Below are 15,999 nucleotides of genomic sequence, written 5' to 3' on the forward strand. Positions count from 1 at the left end.
ACCGGTCGGACGCCCCCTAGTCGGACGGCGGCGTGAACGACGACGTCCGGGCCATCCCCGCGGCACGCCCCTTCGCCGAGACGACCAAGGCCATCTTGCGACTCGCCTCGTCGATCATCTCGTCACCGAGCATCACGGCTCCGCGGGCGCCGCCCGCGGCCGAGGTGTGGAAGTCGTAGGCGTCGAGGATCAACTCGGCCTGGTCGAAGTCCTGCTGACGCGGGCTGAACACCTCGTTGGCTGCGTCGATCTGGGTGGGGTGCAGCACCCACTTGCCGTCGAAGCCGAGTGCCGCGGTGCGCTGGGCCGACCGCCGGAACGCCTCGACGTCGCGGATCGCGAGGTACGGACCGTCGATCGCCTGCAGGTCGTGTGCCCGGGCGGCCATCAGGATGCTCATGAGGATGTGGTGATAGGCGTCGCCGCGGTCGTAGCCGTCGGGCTGCTCGCCGACGACGAGGGTGCGCATGTTGATGCTGGCCATGAAGTCCGCGGGACCGAAGACGAGGGTCTGCACGCGCGGGCTCGCGGCCGCGATCGCATTGATGTTCGTCAGACCGATCGCATTCTCGATCTGCGGCTCGATCCCGATCCGCCCCACCTCGAGGCCGTTGGCCTTCTCGATCTGGGTGAGCAGGAGATCCAGCGCCTGAACGTGACTGGCGTCCGGCACCTTCGGCAGCAGCACCGCGTCGAGGTTGGCGCCCGCACCGCCGACGACGGTCGCGATGTCGGCGTGGGTCCACTCGGTGGTCCAGTCGTTGACCCGCACCACCTTGAGCTGGTCGCCCCACCCGTCCTCGTTGAGCGCATCCACGATCCGGCCCCGCGCCTCCGCCTTCGCGATCGGCGCCACCGCGTCCTCGAGATCGAGGAAGATCGCATCCGCCGGAAGCCCCTTCGCCTTGTCGATCATCTTGCGACTGGACCCCGGGACAGCGAGAACCGACCGACGCGGCCTGAAGCGAGAAGTCATGACCGGCGGCCTCCGAATTCAGTGGATATCCCAGCGAGGATTTAGCCTTTTCATCATGGCAGCTGTGAACAAGGTATTCGCAGCCAGGCTCGCCGGCCTGGTGGTTCTCGGACCCGACGGCGAGTCGATCGGGCGTGTGCGCGACGTCGTGCTGACGATCCGAATAGGCAGACAGCCGCCCCGAGTACTGGGCCTGGTCATCGAGATGTTCACGCGCAAACGCATTTTCGTTCCCATGCTCCGTGTCACGGCGATCGAGCCGGGTTCGGTCACGCTCCGGACCGGCAACGTGAGTCTGCGCCGGTTCGATCAGCGCCCGACCGAGGTGCTCGCGCTCGCCCAGGTCCTCGATTCGCACGTCACCATCGACGACTCGGAAGTCACCGATCTCATCGGAACCGACGTCGTCGTCGTCGATCTGGGCATCGAACTGACCCGCACCCGGGACTGGGTGGTCTCACGGGTCGCGGTCCGCGCGCACCGCGGCCGGTTGGGGCGCCGCTCGGCCATCCACGTCGTCGACTGGCAGCACGTGCACGGGCTGACGCCGACCGCGCTGTCGATGCCGGGACAGGGCGTCTCGCAGTTGCTGATGCAGTTCGAGGGCATGCGCCCCGCCGACGTCGCGCACGCGATGCGCGAACTTCCCGAGAAGCGCCGGCACGAGGTGGCTCTCGCGTTGGACGACGAGCGTCTCGCGGACGTCGTGCAGGAGTTGCCGGCCGACGACCAGACCGACCTGCTGCTGCACCTCGAGGTGGAACGCGCGGCGGACGTGCTCGAGGCGATGGATCCCGACGACGCCGCCGACCTGCTCGGCGAACTGCCCGAGACCGACGCCGAGTCGCTGCTGCAGTTGATGGATCCCGAGGACTCCGCGCCGGTCCGGCGACTGCTCGAGCACTCCCCCGACACCGCCGGCGGCCTCATGACCCCCGAACCGGTGGTGCTGACGCCGTCGACGACGGTGGCCGAGGCGCTCGCCCGCGCCCGCAACGCCGACCTCACACCGGCCCTCGCGAGCATGGTGTTCGTGGTGCGACCACCCACCGCGACGCCGACCGGCCGCTATCTCGGGTGCGTACACCTGCAACGGCTGCTACGGGAACCACCCGCGAGCCTGGTCGGCGGTGTCCTCGACGACGACCTGCCGCGCCTCGACCCGGAGGACTCTCTCGCGACCGTCACCCGATACTTCGCGACCTACAACCTGGTGTGCGCACCCGTCGTCGACGACGAGCGTCATCTGCTCGGCGCGGTGACCGTCGACGACGTCCTCGACCACCTCCTGCCCGCCGACTGGCGCGAGGAGGACCACGATCATGAGTGAACCGAGCGGACGCCAGCGCCTCGAAACGCCCCGCGGTACCCGGGGCCTGAGATTCCACATCGACGTCGAGGCCGTGGGCCGCGTCAGCGAGAACATCGCCCGCTTCCTCGGCACCGGCCGCTACCTGCTGATCCAGACGGTGATCGTGATCGTCTGGGTCCTCCTCAACGTCTTCGCCGTGACGCTGCAGTGGGACCCCTACCCCTTCATCCTGCTGAATCTGGCGTTCTCGACACAGGCCGCGTACGCCGCACCCCTGATCCTGCTGGCGCAGAACCGGCAGGAGAACCGCGACCGGGTGTCGCTCGAGGAGGACCGGGCCCGTGCCGAGCAGACCAAGGCCGACACCGAGTTCCTGGCCCGCGAACTCGCGGCCCTGCGTCTCGCCGTCGGCGAGGTCGCAACCCGCGACTACCTACGCCGCGAGCTCGACGACATCCGCCAGCTGCTGACGGAACTCGGCGAGCGTGAGTCGGGACCGGTCGACGACGAGCCGAAACAGCCCGGTCCCAAGCCTCGCTCCCGCAAGTAGCGACCCACACCTCCTTTGCCGGACGATCCGAGCACTCGGCCCGGTTCTCCGACACGACCGGTCACCGATATGTAACGTGTGTCACATCGATCGAGATCTACCGGACGGCGGCGCTCGGTCGTGCAACGCGAGTGGATGCGGGTTTCCCGCAAGGAGGGGTCTGAAGAGTGCGTGTGCGTGGAATCCTCGGTACGTCGTCCCTCGTCCTCGCCGGAGTCGTGACCGCAGCGGCATCGCTCGGTGGCGTTTTCGACACCTCGCCCCCGGAGGCCGCCTCCGTGGCCACCGCCGCGTCGTCCTCGGTCGCGACCACCACCGAGGCGCCCGAGGCGCAGGCCGCGCTGGTCCCGACCGTCGGCCTCGTCCCCGCCGCGCCCCGACCGGAACGCCAACTACGCACCGCCAGGCCCGCACCGACTCCGGTGCTCCCCGACGCGACGGCGCTGCTGGCGGGTTCCGCGCCCAGATCCGTGCCGGTCCCGGTCGTCGTCGGACCCCTCGGCATCCCGGAGATCGTGCTCAACGCCTATCGCTCCGCGGAACTGGCGATGGCGGGTGCACAGCCGGGTTGCGGCCTGCAGTGGAACCTCCTCGCCGGCATCGGCAAGATCGAGTCGGGACACGCGGGCGGCGGCCAGACCGATGCCGCGGGCACCACCGTGACACCGATCCTCGGCCCCACGCTCAACGGCCACCTGGCCGGGAACGAGATCATCACCGACACCGACCGCGGCGCGCTCGACGGCGACCCGGTGCACGATCGCGCGGTGGGCCCGATGCAGTTCATCCCGAGCACGTGGGTGCGTTACGCGTCCGACGGCAACGGTGACGGCGTCGCCGACCCCAACAACGTCTTCGACGCGGCCCTGTCGTCCGCGCGGTACCTGTGCGCGGGCGGGCTGAACCTGAACGACCCGTCCCAGCTGACGCGCGCCGTGCTCCGCTACAACAACTCGTCGACGTACATGGCGAACGTGCTGTCGTGGTCGGCCGCGTACCGGACCGGTGGCACGCCCGCGCCCGCCGTTCCGGTCGCCCCGGCCCCGCCCGAGCGGTCCCCGGACACCGAGGCGGTCGCCGAGGCCGCGCCGTCACCCTCCGCTGCGACGCCGACCCCGGCCGCACCGCCGGCCGACCACGCCGCCGACCAGGCCACGGCGCCGGTTCCCGCACCCATGCCGCTGCCCACCATCCCCGGCCTGCCGCCACTGCCCTGCCTGGTCTTCTGCCCACCACCGGCACCGGCTCCGGCACCGGGACCGGCCGCATAGGCGGCGCCCCCGACAAGTCCGGCATCGCGCCGCCTAACATGGGGGGCATGGCAGCCCTGACCGAGACCGCCGTCCGCACCGCATTGTCGAAGGTGCAGGACCCCGAAATCCGTAAACCCATCACGGAACTCGGCATGGTCAAGAGCATCGACATCGGCGACGACGGCAGCGTCGACGTCGGCATCTACCTGACCACGGCGGGATGCCCCCTGCGCACCGAGATCACCGAACGGGTCACCAAGGCCATCGCGGACGTCGAGGGCGCCGGCGCGGTCCGGGTCGAACTCGACGTCATGGACGACGAGCAGCGCACCGAACTGCGGCGTTCGCTGCGGGGCGACTCCACCGAACCCGTGATCCCGTTCGCCCAGCCCGGATCGCTGACCCGCGTGTACGCCGTCGCGTCCGGCAAGGGTGGTGTCGGAAAGTCCAGCGTCACAGTCAACCTCGCGGCCGCGATGGCTGCGAAGGGCCTCTCGGTGGGCGTGCTCGACGCCGACATCTACGGCCACTCGGTCCCCCGCATGCTCGGCACCGACGCCAAGCCCACCCAGGTCGAGCGGATGATCATGCCGCCGCAGGCGCACGACGTGAAGCTGATCTCCATCGCCCAGTTCACGCAGGGCAACACCCCGGTCGTGTGGCGCGGGCCGATGCTGCACCGCGCGCTGCAGCAGTTCCTGGCCGACGTCTTCTGGGGCGATCTCGACGTGCTGCTGCTGGACCTGCCGCCCGGCACCGGCGACGTCGCGATCTCGGTCGCCCAGCTCATCCCGGGTGCGGAGATCCTCGTCGTGACGACGCCGCAGCAGGCGGCCGCCGAGGTGGCCGAGCGCGCCGGCGCGATCGCCCTGCAGACCCGTCAGCGCATCGCCGGCGTCGTCGAGAACATGTCCTGGATGGAACTGCCCGACGGCACCCGCATGGAGGTGTTCGGCTCGGGCGGCGGACAGGCCGTCGCCGACCGGCTCACCAAGGCCGTCGGCGCCAAGGTGCCGCTGCTGGGTCAGATCCCGCTCGAGCAGGAGGTCCGGGAGGGCGGTGATGCCGGCGTCCCGATCGTCCTCGGCGCCCCCGACTCCCCCGCCGGCACCGTGCTGCGCGACATCGCGGACAAGTTGTCGGTCCGCTCGCGCGGCCTGGCGGGCATGTCGCTCGGGATCGACACCGTCCGGCACCTCTGACCCGCAACCCGGGGCTACTCGTAGCCGAAGGGCCGGTTCGCATCGATGGATGCGAACCGGCCCTTCGGTCGTTTCGAGGTGTGGATCAGGTGGCGTCGGGATCGACCGGAGGTCGCTCGCCGGCCGCGAGCGGCTTCTGCTCCGGCGCAGCGCCCACGGCGCCCGAGCCGTTGGAGCCGCCGATGCCCTTGTCGAACGGCTTGCCGTCGAACGTTCCCTTGAGGAGCGAGTCGTCACCATCGAGCAGGTGCTTGGTGATGACGGCGCGCGGCGTCATGCCACGCAGTTCGTTGAGGTCGGCGAGCGGCTTGCGGAGGTCGTCGAACTCCGGCCCCAGCTCGTCCTTCAGCTGTTGGCTGGCGCCGCTGGCGTAGTCGCGGACCTGCCGGAGCGACTTGGTCACCCAGCTGACGGCGCCGGGGAGCCGCTCGGGACCGAGGATGACGAGCGCTGCGATGAGGAGCACCATGAACTCGCCCCAGCCGATGTTGCCAAACACGGGTTCAGAGTACGTGTCCGCATGCGGACTCGCTCGTGCGATACGAAAATTTCACATACGCGACGCGCGACGTCAGTCCGATGTGGGGGTCACTTCGACGTCCACGGACCGCCCCGAGCGGAACAACTGCACGGTGACCGGCTTCCCGACCTGCTGATCGTGGACCGCGACGATCAGTTCGTCGGCACTGGACACGGACCGGTCCCCGACCTTGACGATCACGTCGCCCTCGACGATGCCGGCTTTCTGCGCCGGGCTGTCTGCCTGCACGTTCGCCACCTCGGCACCGCTGGTCGCGTCGTTGATGACGGTCCGGGCGTTGACGCCGATCTCGGGGTGGTGGACGACGCCGTTGCGGATCAGTTCCTGCGCGACCGCCGTGACGTCGTCGATCGGAATCGCGAAACCGAGGCCCACCGACCCGCCGCTCTCCGAGCGGATCGCGGAGTTGATCCCGATGACCCGTCCGTCCATGTCGATGAGCGGGCCACCCGAATTGCCGGGGTTGATCGCGGCATCGGTCTGCACGGCGTCGATCACCGCATCGGTGTCGGTGCCCGCACCGTTGAGTCGGACGGGGCGGTTGAGCGCACTGACGATGCCCCGGGTCACGGTCTTGTTCAGACCCAGCGGTGACCCGACGGCCACGACGTCCTGGCCGACCTGCACATCGGAGGACTTGCCGAGATCCGCGACCGTGAGGTTGCTCGCGTCGGTCTTGAGAACGGCGAGGTCGGTCTTGATGTCGCGGCCGACGATCTGCGCAGGCACCTTGGTTCCGTCGGAGAAGGTCACCCGGATCGTCGCCCCTTCCGGGGCGGTCGCGGCCATCGAGATCACGTGGTTGTTGGTGACGATGTAGCCGGCGCCGTCGACGACGACGCCCGACCCGGTTCCGGACTGCTCGCCCTGCGCGACCTGGATGGAGACGACCGACGGCAGCACGGCGTCGGCGACCGCGGCGATCTGCCCCACCGGTTCGTCGCCGTCGTCGCCGGACTGGGACAGTGTCACGCTCCGGCTGGTGAGGCTGTCGCGATCCGACGTCGCCGCGATTCCGATGAGCCCGCCGACGAGTCCGATCGCGAGCGCGAGGGCCGCCAGTCCGGCGAGCGCCTTGCCCTCGACGTGATCGCCGAGCAGGACGTCGCGGATGCCCAGCTTGGGAGCGTCGGGCATCCGGGCCGGAACGGTCGACGCCTCGGCGGGCGCGCCCAGGCGGACGGGGGCGTCGGGATCGCGCCACGGATCGGCCGGATCGGCGTCTGCGACGACGTCGACGACGGACTCGGGGGCACGCTGGATCGAATCGGCCTCACCGTCGGGGCGGCCGAACGCCTCGGCCAGCACGGGATCGGGTCGCCCGACCCGGATCGGGGACGGCCCGCCGGCCCGAGGATCGGAGGCACGGACGAACGAACCGGCGACGTCCGCCGGACGACCGAACGCGTGGGTGGCGGCCGGATCCACCTCGGGGCGGTACACCGGACGCGGGGCCAGGCGTGGCCGTTCGGGTCGATCCGATCCGGCGTCCGCCGCTCCGGGCGTCCTCGAGTCAGCCGTCACGCGCGTGTGTCCCCCTCGTGTGCGTCGATCACGGATGCCAGTATCGCCGATTCGGGCGACCGCGCGGGTCGCGGCACGTCAGCGGCGACGGCGGAAGGGCCAGCGCCTGGCGATGTCGCTGTCACGCTCGAAGGAGATGATCCCGGACACCGAGTCCTGACGGGGCGTGGGATCGGGTTCGACCGGGTGGCAGCGCGGAATCTGGCTGAGGAGGCCGAGCAGGGAACTCGGCATCGACACGTCCGAGGCGGCGCGGCGCAACGCGATGCGCGCCTGCTGCTGCGCCTCGACCTCGGCCGCGCAGTCCGGGCACAGCGCCAGGTGCTGCGACGCGCGGAGGTAGGCGTTCATGCGCAGTTCGCCGTCGACGTACGACGCGATCGCCTCGCTCGCAAGGTGCTCGGTAGAGCCGAACTGACGAGGTCTGCGCGCCTGCGTCATCAAACCCTCCTGCATTGCCTATCCGACACCGATCTGGTCGGCATCAACCTTTCCATTCGCGGCGAGGTGCTCACGCAGCGCCTGTCGTCCACGATGGATCCTGCTGCGAACAGTACCCAGCTTGACGCCCAGTGTCGCACCGATCTCCTCGTACGACAGGCCTTCGATGTCACACAGGACCACAGCGGCGCGGAACTCCGGGGCGAGCGAGTCGAGCGCGGACTGCAGGTCGGGGGCCAGGCGGGCGTCGTGGTAGATCTGCTCCGGGTTGGGCGAGTCGGAGGGGACCCGGTCGTAGTCCTCGGGCAGGGCTTCCATGCGGATGCGGTTGCGGCGCCGGACCATGTCCAGGAACAGGTTCGTGGTGATGCGGTGCAGCCAGCCCTCGAACGTGCCGGGCTGGTAGTTCTGCAGCGATCGGAACACCCGGATGAAGGTGTCCTGGGTGAGGTCCTCGGCGTCCTGCGCGTTGCCGGAGAGACGGTAGGCCAGCCGGTAGACCCGGTCGCCGTGTTCGCGAACGAGCTCGTCCCACGACGGCATCGCGGACTTGTCGCCCGTCGCGTCGAATGCGGCCGTGCCGGTCGGTTCGGTCAGTCCTGAGTCGATGCCGAGCGCGGACACACCTGAATCTGTGCCCGCCGCGAGCGTAAGGTCGGCGGTGTCGGTGAGGGTGCGTTCGGCATTGATCATGTGGATGGGTGGATCCTCCTACTCAGGACCGCTGATCACGAGACACGGGATTCTGCCGGTTCAACTCCCCGGAACGAGGAATTGTTCCCGCCGATCCTCCGTCGCGCGATCTTCACGCCGTGCGGTCTAGTCGTCCGGCGATGGGATCACCCTCTCGCACCTCGATATGTGCCGAGTATGAGCAACCTGAGCGGGGCCTGAGAATCTTGCCGAGCAGGGGCGCGAGCGAGCCTCGGCACCACGCCGGGGCGGCCCGGCTAGCCTCTATTGCGTGCTCACCAACGCCGAACGAATTCTCACTCACACCGAGGACGCGATCCTCGAGGACGAGATGCTCGCCACCGCGCGCGACCGCGCCGTGGAACTCGGCGCTGCGCCCGTGCCCCCGCCCGTCGGTGCGGCCCTCGCGCTCTTCACCAAGATGCTCGACGCGAAGACGGTTGTCGAGGTCGGGACGGGCGCCGGCGTGAGCGGACTGTGGCTGCTGAGGGGCATGCGCGAGGACGGCGTCCTCACCACGATCGACAGTGAGCCCGAGCACCAGCGCGCCGCCAAGCAGACCTTCCGGGTCGCGGGCATCGCCCCGTCGCGCACCCGCCTGATCAACGGCCGCGCGCTCGACGTCCTGCCGCGGCTCGCGGATTCCGCGTACGACCTCGTGTTCGTGGACAACGCACCGGCGGATCACCCGCACTTCGTTCGCGAGGGCGTGCGCCTGCTGCGCCCGGGCGGCGTCATCGTGCTGCACAATGCGCTGCTCGGTGGCCGGGTGGCCGATCCCGGCCAGCGCGACGCTGCGACGATCGCGGTCCGCGAGGCTGCGCGCGCGATCGCGGACGACGAACGCCTCACCCGCGTGCTGTTCCCCATCGGCGACGGACTGCTCTGCGCCGCCCGCCTCTGACTACTGGATCCGGACCGACTGCTAGATCCAGACGCCCTTTCCGATCGTCACGACGCCGCCGTTGCTGACGGCGAAACGCTGACGGTCGCGTTCGAGGTCGACGCCGATGATCTCGCCCTCCCCCACGACGACGTTCTTGTCGAGGATGGCGCGACGCACCACGGCGCCCTTGCCGACCCGGACGCCCGGCATCAGGACGCTGCCCTCGACGGTGGCCCCGTCCTCGACCATCACGTTGGAACTGAGCACCGAGTTTCGGACCGTCGCCGCGGACAGGATCGAGCCGGCGCCCACGACGGATTCCTGAGCGAGTCCGCCCTTGACGAACTTGGCCGGCGCGAGGTTCTCGGCGCCGCCGCGGATGGGCCAGCGCCGGTTGTAGAGGTTGAACACCGGGTGTACCGACACCAGGTCCATGTGCGCTTCGTAGAACGCGTCTATGGTCCCGACGTCGCGCCAGTACCCGCGATCCCGGTCCGTCGCGCCCGGCACCACGTTGTTCTTGAAGTCGTAGACCGACGCCAGGCCGGCGTCGACGAGCGCGGGGATGATGTCGCCGCCCATGTCGTGGTCGGAGTCCGAGTTCTCGGAGTCGGCGCGGATCGCGTCGACGAGAACCTTCGTGGTGAACACGTAGTTGCCCATCGACGCGAACGTGACGTTGGGGTCGTCCGGGGTGCCGGGCGGATGCGCGGGCTTCTCCAGGAACTGGGTGATGCGGCCGGACTCGTCGCTGTCGATGCAGCCGAACGCGTACGCCTCGCTGCGCGGCACCCGGATGCCGGCAACGGTGACGCCGGCACCGGAGTCGATGTGGTGCTGAACCATCTGCTCGGGGTCCATCCGGTACACGTGGTCGGCACCGAACACGACGATGTACTCGGGGTCCTCGTCGTACACGAGGTTGAGTGACTGGAAGATCGCGTCGGCGCTGCCGGTGTACCAGCGCGGCCCGAGTCGCTGCTGCGCCGGGACCGGGGTGATGTACTCGCCCGCGAACCCGGACAGCCGCCAGGTCTGCGAGATGTGCCGGTCCAGCGAGTGCGACTTGTACTGGGTGAGCACGCAGATCCGCAGGTAGCCGGCGTTGACGAGGTTACTGAGCACGAAGTCGATGAGCCGATACGCACCGCCGAACGGGACAGCGGGCTTGGCCCGGTCAGCCGTGAGCGGGTACAGGCGCTTACCCTCGCCACCGGCGAGCACGATCCCGAGCACATGGGGCTGACTCCTCACACCAGTCAACCTATCGGGCGGCCCCCGGCCGCCGCCAGCGTTGCAGGGAACACGCCCGGCGTCGCTGGCAGGAAACGGGTTCCGGCGGTTACGTTTAGCCGGTGCGGGTGGCGATGATGACGAAGGAATACCCCCCTGAGATCTACGGCGGTGCGGGTGTCCACGTGACCGAACTGGTCTCGCACCTGCGCACGCTGTGCGACGTGGACGTCCACTGCATGGGTGCACCGCGCGACGGCGCCTTCGTCCACGGCCCGGACGCCGAGCTGTCCGCCGCCAATCCGGCCCTGCGCACCCTGTCGGCCGAACTGCGGATGGCGAACGCCGCGGGCGGCGCCGACGTCGCGCACTCGCACACGTGGTACGCCGGCCTCGCCGGGCACCTGGCGGGCTCTCTCTACGACATCCCGCACGTCGTCACGGCGCACTCTCTGGAGCCGCGACGGCCGTGGAAGGCCGAGCAACTGGGCGGCGGGTACCGGATCTCCTCGTGGTCCGAACGCAACGCGATGGAGCACGCCGACGCGATCATCGCGGTCAGCGCGGGCATGCGGGCCGACGTCCTCGACACGTACCCGGCGATCGATCCAGCGCGAGTGCACGTGGTGCACAACGGGATCGACACGGGCGTCTGGTACCCCGGCCCGGCCGACCCCGGCGCCCCTTCGGTGCTCGCCGCGCACGGCATCGCCCCCGACCACCCGATCGCGGTCTTCGTCGGACGCATCACGCGGCAGAAGGGACTCGCGCACCTCGTCGCCGCCGCGCACCGGTTCGATCCGTCGATCCAGTTGGTGCTGTGCGCGGGCGCGCCGGACACCGCGGAACTCGCGGAGGAGACGGAGCGGGAGGTTGCCCGCCTCGCCTCGGCACGACGCGGGGTGTTCTGGATCCGGGACATGCTGCCCGCCGCCCAGGTTCGCGAGATACTTTCCGCCGCGACGGTTTTCGTGTGCCCCTCGGTCTACGAGCCGCTGGGGATCGTGAATCTCGAGGCGATGGCTTGCGCGACGGCGGTGGTCGCCTCGGACGTCGGCGGCATCCCGGAGGTGGTGCAGGACGGGGTCACCGGCCGCCTGGTGCACTACAACTCGTACGAGGCCGAGGCCTATGAGCACGCGCTCGCCGACGCCGTCAACGCCGTGGCTGCGGACGCGGACGTCGCCGCGGCGATGGGCCGGGCGGGACGAGTACGCGCGACTGCGGAGTTCTCGTGGGCCCGGGTGGCGCAGCAGACGTTGGACGTCTACCGGGACGTGCTCGCGCGCCGGTAGGTGGAAACCACTACGGACGCGGTCACCGGGAACGGTTCGGGCAGTGCGGCGATCGCTTCCGCCCGGCGGGCGGGCGGCAGGTGCCGGGCGGACGGCCCCATCCCGACGAGGTGGTCGACGTCGCGATGCGAGAGCGGCATGGAGATCTCCACGGGTGTGCGGTGGACCCGTTCGAAGTGCCCCGCCATCGTCTCGCCGAGGCGCTCGACCTTGCGGTCGTCGACCCGCACCATGCCGAGCAGGTCGACCAGCTCGTGCAGGTGCCGATCGGTGGGGGTGAGGACGACGAGGGTCCCGTCGTCGCCGAGAACCCGGTCGATCTCGGCGGCGTTGCGCGGCGCGAAGATCGACAGCACGTGGGTGAGGACGCCGTCCCGGACCGGCAGTTGCCGCCACACGTCGGCGACGACCGCGGCGGCACGCGGGTGGGACCGGGCCAGCCGACGCGCCGCCGGCTTGGAGACGTCCAGTCCGATGCCCTGTGCGGCCGGCGCCGCGTCGAGCACGCGGGCCAGATAGTGACCGGTTCCGGCGCCCACCTCGAGAATCCGGGGATCGACGCCGTCGGGGGTGGACTGCACGACCGCGTCGGCCACGGCAGTCATGAGCGGGTCGAAGTGACCGGCGTCGAGGAATTCGCAGCGGTCCGCGACCATCTCGGGGCTGTCACCGGTGAACTTGGTGGCCGCGCCGGTCAGCAGGGTCACGTAGCCCTGCCGAGCCACGTCGAAACTGTGCCCTCGCGGGCAGACCAGGGTTCGATCGACGGGATCGAGCCCGTCACCACACTGTGGGCACGCGAGAAGTGCGCTCACATCAGCCAGCACCGGTACCGCCGTGCCCTTTCCGTGGGATCCGTCGTTCGAGTGGCCGCGCGGCGATCAGCACACAGGCATCGGCCGGGTTGCCTCACACAAATCGTGAGCCGACCCGGCCGAGACACCGCGGAGGGATGCACCGATCAGCTGGTGACACCCTTGAGTTCGTCCCCCAGCGCCGCAGCCTCTTCCGGGGTGAGTTCGACGACCAGACGTCCACCGCCCTCGAGTGGAACCCTCATGACGATTCCTCGTCCCTCTTTGGTTGCCTCGAGGGGACCGTCCCCGGTCCGGGGCTTCATGGCCGCCATCCTCTGCTCCCTCCAAATCTGCGCTGGACTCCGCTAGCGCCTCGGGTTACCGTTTGCCCCGCCAGCTCTTAGCGAGGCTCGTAGTCCATTCTTCCTTATCGAGCGGGTTGCCGGGTAGCTGAGGCGGAAAACCACTCGAATCCGGCGTCGTCAGCGACCCGGTTCGACCCAGCACGACGCCAGGTGATCGTCGACCATCCCGGTGGCCTGCATGAGCGCATATGCCGTGGTAGGACCCACGAAACGGAACCCTCGACGCTTCAGTTCCTTCGCCATCGCCGTGGACTCGGGTGTGACCGCCGGAACGTCGTCGACTCGGTCCAAGCGCCTGGCGCGCCGCGGCGGCGCGAAAGACCAGAGCAGCGTGTCGAGGTCCGTCCCGGACAGGTCGAGTACGGCGCGGGCGTTCCCGATCACCGCCTCGATCTTCGCGCGGTTGCGGACGATCCCGGCGTCATCCAACAACCGTTCGACGTCGGCGTCGGTGTAGGCGGCCACCCTCTCGGGGTCGAACCCCTCGAAGGCCTTTCGGAACGCTTCTCGCTTGCGCAGGATCGTGATCCACGACAACCCCGACTGGAACGCCTCGAGGCACAGGCGCTCGAACAGTTCGTCGCGGCCGTGCAGCGGCTGCCCCCACTCGAGGTCGTGGTAGTCCGTGTAGAGCCGCGAGCCGTCGGAGTCGACCGCCCACGGGCAGCGCGTCCGGTCGTCGGGCATCATCGTGACGCCTCCGAATCCCCGGGTGCGCCGGCGGCGCCGGCGCCCGCATCACGGACCGCCAATTGCGCTCGCAGCGAGTCGATTTCGCGCCCGAGCCGGTCGAGCGCCCAGTCGACCTCGCTGGCCTTGTAGCCGCGCAACGTCTGCTGGAACCGCAACGCCTTGACGTCCGCTCCGGTGACGTCCTCGGCAGGTAACTCCGTCGCGGTGGTTCCCGGCGGCAGCGGCGGCAATTCCTCGGAACGACCGAACACGGCGCTCGCGCCGAGGAACAGCAGGCCACCGACGAGCACCATGACCAACAGGTAGATCAGGACCGTCAGCATGCCCCGATCCTGTCACGAACCTCCGACAGCGGCCGTCAGGAGTGAGCGGTCAGGGCCGGACGGTGTTCATCGGCGGCCGGTCCGCCAGCGAGACGTCGGTGTGCGCGGGCACGAACGAGTCGCCGTCCACCAGGAACTGGGTCAGTCCGGCACCGGTGTCGTCGACGCCGCAGCGCCGCAGCATCGTGCCGATGATCTGCCGGCTCATCACCCCGAGTTCGGACAGCGGCCGGTTGCGGTGCTTGCGCACGCCGAGGTTGACCTGGCCGATCGCCCCGAGGCCGAGTCGGTCGTAGGTGTCGAGCAGCAGTCCGATCTCGACGCCGTAGCCGGGCGCGAACGGCACCGACGACAGCAGTTCCCGGGTGCCGGCGTACTCGCCGCCGAGCGGCTGCAGGACGCAGGTCAGTTCGGGGCGCAATGCCGCCAGCATGGGCCGCGCCACCAGTTCGGTGACGCGTCCGCCGCCGTTGGCGTCCTCGGTCCCGCTGACCCGCAGCGGCCGCCGGTAGTAGCCCTTGACCAGGTGGATGCCGTCGACCGTGAGCAGCGGACCCAGCAGCTTGGGCACGAACGCGGGATCGGGTTCGACGAGGTCGGAGTCGACGAACGCGATCAGGTCTCCGGTGCTCGCGGCGATCGACCGCCACAGCACCTCCCCCTTGCCGGCGACCGGGGACAGCCCGGGCACGGCGTCCTCGCGGCTGATCACGGTGGCACCTGCCGCGGCGGCGCGCTCGGCCGTCGCGTCGCACGAGCCGGAATCGAGCACGATCAGCTCGTCGACCAGTCCGCCCAGCAGCGGGTGGATGGTGTCGACGACACCGGCAACCGTCTTCTCCTCGTTGAGCGCGGGCAGCACCACCGAGACGGTGCGGCCGGCCTTCGCGCGCTCGAGTTCGGCGATGCTCCAGTCGGGGTGATCCCAACTGTTCGCGTCCGTCCAGGTGCGTGACGCTTCGGTGATGCTCATGCCAACCCCCGTACGGTGCGGACGGGCTGCCGTGTGCCCATGATCGCGGCGACCATGTCGACCACCCGACGGGTCGAGGCAACCTCGTGGACGCGGAACACGCGGGCGCCCCCGGCTGCCGCTAGTGCGGTAGCCGCCAGAGTGCCCTCCAACCTGTCGGCCAGTTCCACACCTAGAGTCTCCCCGACGAAATCCTTGTTGCTCAGGGCCATCAGCACAGGCCACCCGGTGTTAACGAGATCTTCCACACGGCGCAACAATTCGAGCCCGTGGAAGGTGTTCTTCCCGAAATCGTGGGTCGGATCGACCAGGATCGAGTCGGGCTTCACCCCCAGAGCGGTCGCGTGCTCGGCCGCCCGCATCACCTCGTCGACCACGTCGGCGACCACGTCGGCGTACCGGACCCGGTGCGGCCGCGTGCGCGGCACCGCTCCGCCGGTGTGCGAGCAGACGATCCCGGCGCCCAGTTCCGCGGCGACCTCCACCAGACCCGGATCGGCACCCGCCCAGGTGTCGTTGATCAGGTCGGCGCCCTCACCGCACGCGAGCCTCGCGACCTCGCTGCGCCACGTGTCGACACTGATGATGACGTCCGGGTACCGCGCCCGGATCGCCTCCACGAACGGAACCACCCGACGGGTCTCCTCGGCGGCGTCCACCAGCGTGCCCGGTCCCGCCTTCACCCCACCGATGTCGACGACATCGGCGCCCTCGGCGACCGCCCGGTCGACGGCCGCCATCGCTGCCTCGTCGGAGAAGGTCGCACCCTGGTCGTAGAAGGAGTCGGGGGTGCGGTTGACGATCGCCATCACGAGCGCACGATCGGTCGCGACGGGCCTGCCGCACAACGTGGGCAGGACGTGACCGGGTGCCCAGGGGGCCGAGGTCACCGAATCGTTGTCGGAGGCGGGGCGCGGTGCCATGCCCCCATGTTCGCATGAC

Annotated in this window: 18 protein-coding genes; 6 read left to right on the top strand and 12 right to left on the bottom strand. The window is 69.7% G+C overall.

Going from position 1 to position 15,999, the window contains the following annotated elements; translation table 11 throughout:
- Positions 1-16 precede the first annotated feature (16 nt).
- Positions 17-976 (bottom strand): HpcH/HpaI aldolase/citrate lyase family protein, encoded by a 960-nt coding sequence (locus LCL87_RS00465; protein ID WP_225015447.1) that lies wholly within the window; start codon positions 974-976, stop codon positions 17-19.
- A gap of 55 nt (positions 977-1,031) precedes the next feature.
- Between LCL87_RS00465 and LCL87_RS00470 the strand changes: the two genes are divergently transcribed.
- The 4 genes from LCL87_RS00470 to LCL87_RS00485 all read left to right on the top strand — a co-directional run bounded on the left by LCL87_RS00470 (position 1,032) and on the right by LCL87_RS00485 (position 5,293).
- A complete protein-coding gene (locus LCL87_RS00470) occupies positions 1,032-2,306 on the top strand; it encodes a magnesium transporter MgtE N-terminal domain-containing protein (RefSeq protein ID WP_225015449.1) in 1,275 nt (424 codons plus the stop codon).
- Positions 2,299-2,838, top strand: a complete 540-nt coding sequence (locus tag LCL87_RS00475) for a DUF1003 domain-containing protein (protein ID WP_225015451.1) — start codon at positions 2,299-2,301, stop codon at positions 2,836-2,838. The genes LCL87_RS00470 and LCL87_RS00475 overlap by 8 nt, the downstream gene beginning before the upstream one ends.
- A 167-nt stretch (positions 2,839-3,005) precedes the next feature.
- Entirely contained in the window at positions 3,006-4,109 is a 1,104-nt protein-coding gene (locus LCL87_RS00480) for a lytic murein transglycosylase (protein WP_225015453.1), read from the top strand.
- Positions 4,110-4,156: 47 nt separating this feature from the next.
- Positions 4,157-5,293: an Mrp/NBP35 family ATP-binding protein gene (locus LCL87_RS00485; RefSeq protein ID WP_225015455.1), complete on the top strand. Its 1,137-nt coding sequence runs from the start codon at positions 4,157-4,159 to the stop codon at positions 5,291-5,293.
- A gap of 85 nt (positions 5,294-5,378) precedes the next feature.
- Here LCL87_RS00485 and tatB read toward each other — a convergent pair whose 3' ends face one another.
- From tatB to sigE, 4 genes are all read right to left on the bottom strand, one after another.
- Positions 5,379-5,792, bottom strand: coding sequence for a Sec-independent protein translocase protein TatB (gene tatB, locus LCL87_RS00490; protein WP_225015457.1), 414 nt, complete (start codon positions 5,790-5,792; stop codon positions 5,379-5,381).
- A gap of 72 nt (positions 5,793-5,864) precedes the next feature.
- The gene (locus tag LCL87_RS00495) at positions 5,865-7,358 is read right to left on the bottom strand and encodes a S1C family serine protease (protein WP_510850669.1); all 1,494 of its coding nucleotides are present in this window, start codon (positions 7,356-7,358) and stop codon (positions 5,865-5,867) included.
- A 78-nt stretch (positions 7,359-7,436) separates the two neighbouring features.
- On the bottom strand, positions 7,437-7,799 hold the full coding sequence (locus tag LCL87_RS00500) for a cupin domain-containing protein (protein WP_225015459.1): 363 nt from the start codon (positions 7,797-7,799) through the stop codon (positions 7,437-7,439).
- Between the two features lie 18 nt (positions 7,800-7,817).
- Positions 7,818-8,492, bottom strand: a complete 675-nt coding sequence (sigE, locus tag LCL87_RS00505; RefSeq protein WP_225015461.1) for an RNA polymerase sigma factor SigE — start codon at positions 8,490-8,492, stop codon at positions 7,818-7,820.
- A gap of 271 nt (positions 8,493-8,763) precedes the next feature.
- Between sigE and LCL87_RS00510 the strand changes: the two genes are divergently transcribed.
- A complete protein-coding gene (locus LCL87_RS00510) occupies positions 8,764-9,396 on the top strand; it encodes an O-methyltransferase (RefSeq protein WP_510850670.1) in 633 nt (210 codons plus the stop codon).
- Positions 9,397-9,417: 21 nt separating this feature from the next.
- On the opposite strand, the gene glgC is transcribed toward LCL87_RS00510, so the two are convergent.
- Positions 9,418-10,632, bottom strand: a complete 1,215-nt coding sequence (gene glgC / locus LCL87_RS00515) for a glucose-1-phosphate adenylyltransferase (protein WP_225015464.1) — start codon at positions 10,630-10,632, stop codon at positions 9,418-9,420.
- Positions 10,633-10,733: 101 nt separating this feature from the next.
- On the opposite strand from glgC, the gene glgA reads away from it, so the two are divergent.
- Positions 10,734-11,906, top strand: a complete 1,173-nt coding sequence (gene glgA / locus LCL87_RS00520) for a glycogen synthase (RefSeq protein WP_225015466.1) — start codon at positions 10,734-10,736, stop codon at positions 11,904-11,906.
- Here the strand turns inward: glgA and LCL87_RS00525 are convergent.
- The 6 genes from LCL87_RS00525 to folP all read right to left on the bottom strand — a co-directional run bounded on the left by LCL87_RS00525 (position 11,879) and on the right by folP (position 15,980).
- Positions 11,879-12,733: a putative RNA methyltransferase gene (locus tag LCL87_RS00525; protein WP_225015467.1), complete on the bottom strand. Its 855-nt coding sequence runs from the start codon at positions 12,731-12,733 to the stop codon at positions 11,879-11,881. The genes glgA and LCL87_RS00525 overlap by 28 nt on opposite strands.
- A gap of 134 nt (positions 12,734-12,867) precedes the next feature.
- Entirely contained in the window at positions 12,868-13,035 is a 168-nt protein-coding gene (locus tag LCL87_RS00530) for a DUF3117 domain-containing protein (RefSeq protein ID WP_003931055.1), read from the bottom strand.
- Positions 13,036-13,185: 150 nt separating this feature from the next.
- Positions 13,186-13,758, bottom strand: coding sequence for a DNA-3-methyladenine glycosylase I (locus LCL87_RS00535; RefSeq protein ID WP_510850671.1), 573 nt, complete (start codon positions 13,756-13,758; stop codon positions 13,186-13,188).
- Positions 13,755-14,084, bottom strand: coding sequence for a DivIVA domain-containing protein (locus LCL87_RS00540; RefSeq protein ID WP_225015469.1), 330 nt, complete (start codon positions 14,082-14,084; stop codon positions 13,755-13,757). Before LCL87_RS00540 ends, LCL87_RS00535 begins: the two co-directional genes overlap by 4 nt.
- A 49-nt stretch (positions 14,085-14,133) precedes the next feature.
- The gene (locus LCL87_RS00545) at positions 14,134-15,057 is read right to left on the bottom strand and encodes a glucosyl-3-phosphoglycerate synthase (protein WP_225015471.1); all 924 of its coding nucleotides are present in this window, start codon (positions 15,055-15,057) and stop codon (positions 14,134-14,136) included.
- Positions 15,054-15,980: a dihydropteroate synthase gene (gene folP / locus LCL87_RS00550; RefSeq protein ID WP_510850672.1), complete on the bottom strand. Its 927-nt coding sequence runs from the start codon at positions 15,978-15,980 to the stop codon at positions 15,054-15,056. Before folP ends, LCL87_RS00545 begins: the two co-directional genes overlap by 4 nt.
- Positions 15,981-15,999 lie beyond the last annotated feature (19 nt).

Source organism: Prescottella equi, assembly GCF_020171745.1.
GTDB classification, from domain to species: domain Bacteria; phylum Actinomycetota; class Actinomycetes; order Mycobacteriales; family Mycobacteriaceae; genus Prescottella; species Prescottella equi_A.

Coding starts and splice junctions, on each gene's coding strand:
- LCL87_RS00470 (WP_225015449.1), top strand. CDS start 1,032: ATGGCAGCTGTGAACAAGGTATTCGCAGCCAGGCTCGCCGGCCTGGTG.
- LCL87_RS00535 (WP_510850671.1), bottom strand. CDS start 13,758: ATGATGCCCGACGACCGGACGCGCTGCCCGTGGGCGGTCGACTCCGAC.
- LCL87_RS00465 (WP_225015447.1), bottom strand. CDS start 976: ATGACTTCTCGCTTCAGGCCGCGTCGGTCGGTTCTCGCTGTCCCGGGG.
- LCL87_RS00545 (WP_225015471.1), bottom strand. CDS start 15,057: ATGAGCATCACCGAAGCGTCACGCACCTGGACGGACGCGAACAGTTGG.
- folP (WP_510850672.1), bottom strand. CDS start 15,980: ATGGCACCGCGCCCCGCCTCCGACAACGATTCGGTGACCTCGGCCCCC.
- LCL87_RS00485 (WP_225015455.1), top strand. CDS start 4,157: ATGGCAGCCCTGACCGAGACCGCCGTCCGCACCGCATTGTCGAAGGTG.
- LCL87_RS00530 (WP_003931055.1), bottom strand. CDS start 13,035: ATGGCGGCCATGAAGCCCCGGACCGGGGACGGTCCCCTCGAGGCAACC.
- LCL87_RS00500 (WP_225015459.1), bottom strand. CDS start 7,799: ATGACGCAGGCGCGCAGACCTCGTCAGTTCGGCTCTACCGAGCACCTT.
- LCL87_RS00540 (WP_225015469.1), bottom strand. CDS start 14,084: ATGCTGACGGTCCTGATCTACCTGTTGGTCATGGTGCTCGTCGGTGGC.
- sigE (WP_225015461.1), bottom strand. CDS start 8,492: ATGATCAATGCCGAACGCACCCTCACCGACACCGCCGACCTTACGCTC.
- LCL87_RS00475 (WP_225015451.1), top strand. CDS start 2,299: ATGAGTGAACCGAGCGGACGCCAGCGCCTCGAAACGCCCCGCGGTACC.